Source organism: Microcystis sp. M179S2, assembly GCF_020245805.1.
GTDB classification, from domain to species: domain Bacteria; phylum Cyanobacteriota; class Cyanobacteriia; order Cyanobacteriales; family Microcystaceae; genus Microcystis; species Microcystis aeruginosa.
Map to the genome: position 1 here is coordinate 1 of NZ_JADBUE010000063.1, position 7984 is coordinate 7984.

The window sequence follows — 7984 nt, forward strand, 5'->3', positions numbered from 1 at the left end:
AAGTTTAGAAAGTAAAATCAAACAATTTGAGGAGGAAAGAACCATGCCTTTAATGAGTAATATGGAGTTACGAGGGATAGAACGCGGTAAGGAAATTGGTAAGGAAATTGGTAAGGAAATTGGAGCATTACAAAAAAGCCGCGATGCCATAAAAACAGTTTTAACTGTGCGGTTTGGACAAATTTCTTCAGAAATTGAAGAGATAATCGGCAAAATCACTAACCCTACTATCTTAGAAGAGCTACTAAAATTAGCAGCTACCGCTAATTCTCTCGCAGAATTTAAGCAGTCTTTGGCAAGAATCCAATAAGAAAATCTTGCCGTAGGGTAGGCATTGTCCACCCATTCACCTTGAAACCCTCAGCCAAAAAACAATATCGAGAAAACGGATTTTTTCAAGGAACCCGTTTTCTGGACTTATGGCGATCGCCTTCCCGCCATGACCCACTAAAATTGTCATTGTGAGGGGGTAGATGATACAGTTTTTCTGATCTGGCTACGAGATAAGCGTGCCAAAAACACTGAGGAGCAGACCGCACTATCAAAAAATGCTATAATTTTCAATAAATTACGTCAATAAATATCAATCATGAACTCTTTTGCTATTCGCTTAGAAAAAAATGGAACAATTAATGTTCCTCAAGCTATCCAAGATAAACTCAATCTTTGCGAAGGAGATTTATTAAATTTAATAGAAATTGAGGGTATTATTTTGTTGACTTTACAACAACCAAAAGTCCCTCAACTGTCTGACCAAATTACAACAATTCGAGAAGAAGCCAATGTTACACTGAATGATTTATTACAAGGATTAGACGAAGAAAGGCAAAAAATATACCAACAAAAACATTAATATGAAGAGAATTTTTGCTGATTCCAGTATCTTAATTGCTGGTGCAGCTTCTAAAACAGGTGCAAGTCGAGCAGTGCTGACAATGGCTGAAATTGGCTTATTTAAAATACTTATTTCAGAACAAGTGTTAGAAGAATGCCAGCGAAATCTTTATAAAAAAATTCCCTTAGCGCTTCCCATTTTCAAGCAACTTATCAGCCAGATAAATCCTGAAATTTTACCGAATCCATCTCAAGAACAATTCTTACGATTTTGTAAAATTATTGAAGAAAAAGATGCTCCTATTCTTGCAGCTGCTTTATTGGCTAATGCAGATAGATTACTAAGCTTAAACACCAAAGATTTTACGTCACGCGTTGCTGAACAAACAGGAATAATTATGCAAACGCCATCGCAATTTATACAAGACATTCGCTCAATTATTAATCATGAGTTATGACTTAGGGTATTAGTGATTGCCTTTAGAAAACGGGTTTCTTGAAACCCGTTTTCTGTATAAATATTAATTTCTGTTACAGGGGTCTTGAAAGATTGGGTATTGTTGGGCTAAAACTATTAGCAATAAACCTTTGCAGTTAATGTCATGACTTCTTCACTGTTGCCGATTCTTCCTGCTATTTACGATGTTTTGTTCGATTTTGCCCAATCTGATGGCTTGAGTCAAGCTAATCAGGTGGATAGTGTGAGAAATCAAGGTTTAACCGCACCGAATTTAATTTGACTTTCTCTGATTCATGAATAAACCTGATTGAGAAAAAAATAAGTATATCTTATGTCCTAATTGACGGTAGAAAAAAACGCTCTTAAGATAGTAGAAACCATTAATTGATGTTTTGACAGTCTTCAACCCTAACCCACACCGGCTAGTTAAACGGTTGTTTAAAAACCGGCTGACTTGGCTGAATAATTAATAGCAAAGCAATTTGTGGGCAATGTCCACCCTACATTACTAAATTATGGTTAAAGCCAAAAGCTTTGCCAATAATTTGATTTTAGACCATTTTCTACAATTAAGTACAATCAAAAACATATTACTCAAAGCCATGAGCAACCCAAATATTGATTTAAATCCAGCGCAGTGGAGTTTCAGAGGAAACTCATCTGATATAAGTAATGCCATCAATGCAATTACATCTCGATTTTCAAGCGATCGCGGCAATGTTATTGATGGATATTCCGCTACGAAGTTAGTTGTTGACAAGTTCTTAGCCAATCCAAAGGTGACAAACCAGCAACTTATTCAAATTTCCAAAAGTACATTAGATAAATTTTCGGCTGACGACTCGACCGTTCCCACGAAATACCCCGATTATGATAAAAAACCTGGCCATCTGATGGCGGTGGACGCATTTTATATGCTTACTGGCAATCCCAAAGGCCAAGTTTCTACAAAGCTTAATGGTTTGGGTTTTACTGGTACTTCAAGTCTCCTCATTACTTATGCAGAAAACAATCCCGCACTGCTATTAGGAACAATAGAACATGATTTAACAGACTATCTTCAAGATGCAGGCGTTACCAATCTAAACACTTCTCTTTGGGGAATAGCAGACAAAGCCGCTTCTGCGTTGGTTATGTTTGCCGAAACCTTAGTTAGTGGATATATTCCATCAGAAGAAGAAATCTTCAATGTTATGGGTACGCGCCAGTTGCCAACTAGAGAAATGGAACTAAGGCAAACTGTTACTAGGTTAGGAAATGTTAGTTCAACTCTCGCTACTAAGTTAGCAATGCACTATGGAAATGAAGAATTCGGGAGTCAATTAATTGCCGCAACTGCAACAAAAACCCTTGGCGGGTGGTTAGGAGATAATTTAGCTTATCAACTGGCAAGTGTGGGAAGCTCAATACCAGCACGAGCTTTATATACAAGACTTTATGGGAACTTTACTAATACATTGTTGGGTTTTGGTAGTTCTGCAATTAGTCAAGCTTTTTCAGAGAAATTTGATATAGAAGATCCCCTTGCTCAAATTGCGATTGATCAAGTTACTGCTTCACTAACTAATCATATTTTTTCTGGGTTAACTGAGGCTGCTTTTGGCAAATCGTTTGCTGTTAATTATTTAGGAGTAGATCCTAATATAAACCTCAGCCTTACAAAAGCATCAATTATTGGAGAGGTTGTTAATACGGGGTTTGGCGCATTGCAATCTTTTGCAAGCACTCAACTTTTTAATTATGTCGATAAGGTATGGACGGGGGCTGACTTAAATAATTTTGGTGCTTCGATTGGTGGAGTAATCGGTGGTTTTATTGTTCCCGGAATTGGAAACTTTTTAGGCTCTGTTGTTGGTGGATGGGCGTGGAATCTGATCGCTAATAAAGATCCTCGTGCTTATTATTCTGTATATTACAATGCTGCAACGGGTAAGTTTGTCAGTCAATTTAGCTTTGAAGCAGAGGGTGGAAAACCAGAAGTTGCTCAACAGATGGCTCAATCTGCATCAGATACGCTTCAGTTGATTGCTGGAATGATTGGGGGAACTCCTTTAACCATTACGGCAACGGAGTATGGACATTATGAAAAAGAGTTTGTTTTTAATATTGGGGGTAGTGGTAAAAATTCTTTCTCCAATGCACAAACAGCTTTATATAATGGCATTATTAGACAGTTGAAAACGCTGAATATTCAAGGGGGTGATCCCTATATGAAGCGTTTAATCGCTCTACCTTCATACAACTCTGATATCAAAGGTTTATTTACTGATTTGGGTGTTGCTAAGGAGTATAGTGTTCATAAGGCTGATCCTATTCTCTACGGTCAAGCTATTTTAAATGTTGATAATGCAGATGCACGAAAGTATTTACTGGATGATTGGCGTAGGGTACAAGCAAGAGCGAAGGCGTTAACGCTGAATGCTCTGCCGGGTGATGATGGAAGTGAGTTTATTGCTGGTACTGTGGGTAATGATTCTATTGATGGTGGTGCGGGTAATGATTTTCTTTTTGGTGATCAAGGAAATGATTCTTTGATCGGTGGAGCAGGTAACGATAGGCTGCAAGGAGGGGATGGTGAAGATACTCTTTTAGGTGGAGATGGAGATGATACGTTTATTCCTAGTTCTACGGGTGCGGGGGATCATCTAGACGGGGGAGCGGGAAAAGATATTCTGATCGTTCATTATTCAATTTATGGTACTGCTGGTAGTTTAGTTGGAGCTCTAGGTCGAGGAATTACTAACTTTATTGCTGGTAAAATCCACACTATTGCTGGTAAAATCCACAATTTCATTAACATTGGTTGGACTATACTTACCTACAGTAATATTGAACAATTTAACATTACGGGTAGTCCTATCGACGATCAACTAAAAGCAAAAGCAGGAGACACTCTTGATGGTGGCGACGGAAGGGACACTCTTACACTTGATTTTGCAGATGCAACAAAAACGGTTGTTATCGATCTTACTCAAACTACTGCTCAGGTGAGTTACGGTACTACGCAAATTCAGAATTTTGAAGCAATTGATAAAATTGTTACTGGTAGTGCTGATGATTCTATCAAACTTTCAACTACTGCTTCTTATGGTACTTCTGGTGGTGCTGTTGGCGGAGGTACAGGATCAGGAGCAGGAGCAGGGTCAGAAGGAACAGTTGATGGAGGCTTAGGAACAGATATTCTGATTGTTGATTATTCAATTTATGGTACTTCTGGTGGTGCTGTTGCAAGTACAGGAATTTCTAACTTTATTGCTGGTAAAATCCACAATGCTATTGTTACTGGTTTTACTACACTTACCTACAGTAATATCGAACAATTTAACATTACAGGTAGTCCTTTTGATGATAAACTTTATGGAGCTAATCTAGATGATATTTTAATCGGTGGTGGCGGAAATGATACCCTGACAGGAGGAGCAGGAAACGACTCAATCACAGGAGTCAACAGTCAAAGCACAACCCCCGGTAAGGGAGAAATTGATAATATAACAGGAGGAACTGGACGCGATACGTTTATCCTTGGTGACGTTAACTGGATTGGTTATGATGATGGTAATACAACATCTGCGGGTAATAATGACTATGCCTTAATTACTGATTTTAAACCCACTGATGATATTATTCAGATTCGCGGTTCAAGTAGTGACTATTTATTGACTGTTTCTGGTTCTAATACTAATCTCTACATCAACAAACCCGGAAGCGAACCAGATGAACTTATCGCGGTTATCAATAATCAAACAGCATTAAGTCTAACTGCTAGTTATTTTAGTTATGTTACTAATTCTAACTTACCTACTATTAGCCTTGCTGTCTCTCCCAGTAGTGTTACTGAAGATGGGACAACTAACTTAGTCTATACCTTCACCCGTAGCGGTTCCACCACAAATTCTTTAACGGTTAACTATACAGTTGGGGGGACAGCAACCAATGGAACCGATTACGCTTCTATTCCCACCAGTGTCACCTTTGCCGCTAATTCAGCGACCGCGACTGTAACCGTTGACCCCACTGCTGACACCACAGTTGAACCCGATGAGACTGTTATTTTAACCCTTGCTTCTGGGACAGGTTATACGATAGGTACGACCACCCCAGTTACGGGTACGATTACGAATAGTCCTGTCACTCCCAGTATTACCCTTGCAGTTTCTCCCAGTAGTGTTTTTGAAGACGGGACAACAAATCTGGTTTATACCTTCACCCGTACTGGTGTAACAACTAATGCTTTAACAGTCAATTACACCCTCGGAGGGACAGCTACTCTTAATACCGATTACACTCGTACAGGGACTACCAATACAGTCACCTTCGCTGCTAATTCATCCACTGCTACCGTCACAGTTGACCCCACTGCTGACACTACAGTTGAACCCGATGAGACTGTTATTTTAACCCTCGCGACCGGGACAGGATATACAATAGGTACGACCAACGCAGTTACGGGTACGATTACGAATGATGATACCAATGTCACCTTGGCGGTTTCTCCTAGTAGTGTTACCGAAGACGGGACAACCAACTTGGTTTACACTTTTACCCGTAGCGGTTCCACAACTAATGCTTTAACAGTCAATTACACCCTCGGAGGGACAGCTACCCTCAATACCGACTACACTCGTACCGGGACTACCAATACAGTCACCTTCGCTGCTAATTCATCCACTGCTACTATAACTGTTGACCCCACTGCTGATACCACAGTTGAACCCGATGAGACTGTTATTTTAACCCTCGCGACCGGGACAGGTTATACAATTGGGACAACTACCGCAGTTACCGGAACAATTAATAATGATGATACCAATGTCACTCTTGCGGTTTCTCCTAGTAGTGTTACTGAAGACGGGACAAGTAATCTGGTTTATACCTTCACCCGTACTGGTGTAACAACTAACGCTTTAACCGTCAATTACACCCTCGGAGGGACAGCTACTCTTAATACCGATTACACTCGTACAGGGACTACCAATACAGTCACCTTTGCTGCTAATTCATCCACTGCTACCGTAACAGTTGACCCCACTGCGGATACCATAGTTGAACCGGATGAGACTGTTATTTTAACCCTCGCTGCGGGGACCGGTTATACAATAGGTACGGCCACCGCAGTGACGGGGACAATTACTAATGACGATTTCTCCAAACTCTCCATCAATAATATCACCGTGGTCGAAGGTCAAAATAGTAATGCTATCCTCACCGTCACAGTTGATAACCCCAATCCACAACAAATTAGCGTCAATTATACTACTGCACCCGTTAACGCTACCGCCAATGTAGATTACACTAGCAAGACCGGAACTATCACCATTGCACCTAATACTTCCACTGCTACTATTAGCATTCCCATCCTCAATGATAACCTTAATGAGGCAAACGAAACTTTTGCCATTAACCTCAGTAATCCCGTCAATGCAACTCTTAGCAATAATCAAGGAATTGTCACCATTAGCGATACCTTAACCGCTAATGTCACCACTACCCTACCCGCTAATGTGGAAAATCTGACCTTAAACGGAACCGCAAATATTAACGGAACTGGTAACGCTGCTAATAACATCCTGACAGGTAATAGCGGTAATAATACTCTCAATGGTGGTGCGGGAATTGATACCCTAATCGGTGGTTTAGGGAATGATACTTATCAAGTTGATACTACTACCGATACGATTACGGAAAATGCCAACCAAGGTACAGATACTGTTCAATCTTCTGTAACTTATACCCTGGGAAATAACCTAGAAAACCTCACCTTAACGGGAACCGCAAATATTAACGGAACTGGTAACACCTTAAATAACATTATCACCGGTAATAGTGGTAATAATACCCTCAATGGTAGTGATGGGAATGATACCTTGATTGGTGGTACTGGTAATGATACCATAACGGGAGGCACAGGTAGCGATCGCTTCACCTTCAACAACCGCAATGAAGGGATTGACACAATTACTGATTTTCTCTCCAGTCAGGGGGATAAAATTACTGTCTCTGCTGCGGGTTTTGGCGGTGGTTTAGCCGCAGGAGTTGCGATTACAACCGCTCAATTTGTGTTAGGAACAACTGCATTAAATGCCAGCAATCGCTTTATTTATAATACAATCACTGGAGGATTATTCTTTGATGGGGACGGGACAGGTACACTAGCAGCTATTCAAATTGCAACTCTTAGTTCTAAACCCACTCTTACCGCCTCTGATATACTTGTATTAGTTTAATCTTAATACAGCTTGTAGGGTGCGTTAGACGGCCAAAAATTGCTGCTTTGACTGGAAGGTGACAATCCGTCGTAACGCACCACCTATCATCGACTGTGATTGTGTGATGGACTATGATTGAAGTAACGCACCACCTATCATCGACTGTGATTGTGTGATGGACTATGATTGAAGTAACGCACCACCTATTATCAACTAAGTAGCTGGTTACAATTAAAGATAAAATACAAAGAATCAGAAGCCTGTCCCACTATCTAAGTGGGTAGAATTAAATATAAGATGAACGTAGGTTGGTTTGAAACATGAAACCCAACGCCTGCTCATGTTAAGCTTTTCACGACTACTTATAGTTAATCATGTATTTCTGGCAATTTCGTGTTTATCAGCGTCCTTTGCTGCGTCCCCTACAAACCCATCACGGACTCTGGCAAATTAGGGAAGGAATTATTATTCGCTTAGAAGCGGA

Annotated in this window: 4 protein-coding genes and 2 pseudogenes; all 6 read left to right on the plus strand. The window is 40.3% G+C overall.

Annotated features, from left to right (window positions below; all coding sequences use genetic code 11):
* Positions 1 to 310 (plus strand): annotated as a pseudogene (locus IM500_RS03495) (hypothetical protein); the annotation flags it as partial.
* Positions 311 to 589: 279 nt separating this feature from the next.
* A complete protein-coding gene (locus IM500_RS03500) occupies positions 590 to 853 on the plus strand; it encodes an AbrB/MazE/SpoVT family DNA-binding domain-containing protein (protein ID WP_079205536.1) in 264 nt (87 codons plus the stop codon).
* Position 854: 1 nt separating this feature from the next.
* Positions 855 to 1292 carry a PIN domain-containing protein gene (locus IM500_RS03505; RefSeq protein WP_190719290.1) on the plus strand — a complete coding sequence of 146 codons (438 nt, stop codon included), beginning with the start codon at positions 855 to 857 and terminating at the stop codon, positions 1290 to 1292.
* A gap of 144 nt (positions 1293 to 1436) precedes the next feature.
* Positions 1437 to 1574, plus strand: coding sequence for a hypothetical protein (locus tag IM500_RS03510; protein WP_287737714.1), 138 nt, complete (start codon positions 1437 to 1439; stop codon positions 1572 to 1574).
* Between the two features lie 235 nt (positions 1575 to 1809).
* Positions 1810 to 7518 (plus strand): beta strand repeat-containing protein, encoded by a 5709-nt coding sequence (locus IM500_RS03515; RefSeq protein WP_287737716.1) that lies wholly within the window; start codon positions 1810 to 1812, stop codon positions 7516 to 7518.
* 356 nt (positions 7519 to 7874) lie between these two features.
* Positions 7875 to 7984 (plus strand): annotated as a pseudogene (locus IM500_RS03520) (o-succinylbenzoate synthase); the annotation flags it as partial.

Coding starts and splice junctions, on each gene's coding strand:
- IM500_RS03515 (WP_287737716.1), top strand. CDS start 1,810: ATGGTTAAAGCCAAAAGCTTTGCCAATAATTTGATTTTAGACCATTTT.
- IM500_RS03505 (WP_190719290.1), top strand. CDS start 855: ATGAAGAGAATTTTTGCTGATTCCAGTATCTTAATTGCTGGTGCAGCT.
- IM500_RS03510 (WP_287737714.1), top strand. CDS start 1,437: ATGACTTCTTCACTGTTGCCGATTCTTCCTGCTATTTACGATGTTTTG.
- IM500_RS03500 (WP_079205536.1), top strand. CDS start 590: ATGAACTCTTTTGCTATTCGCTTAGAAAAAAATGGAACAATTAATGTT.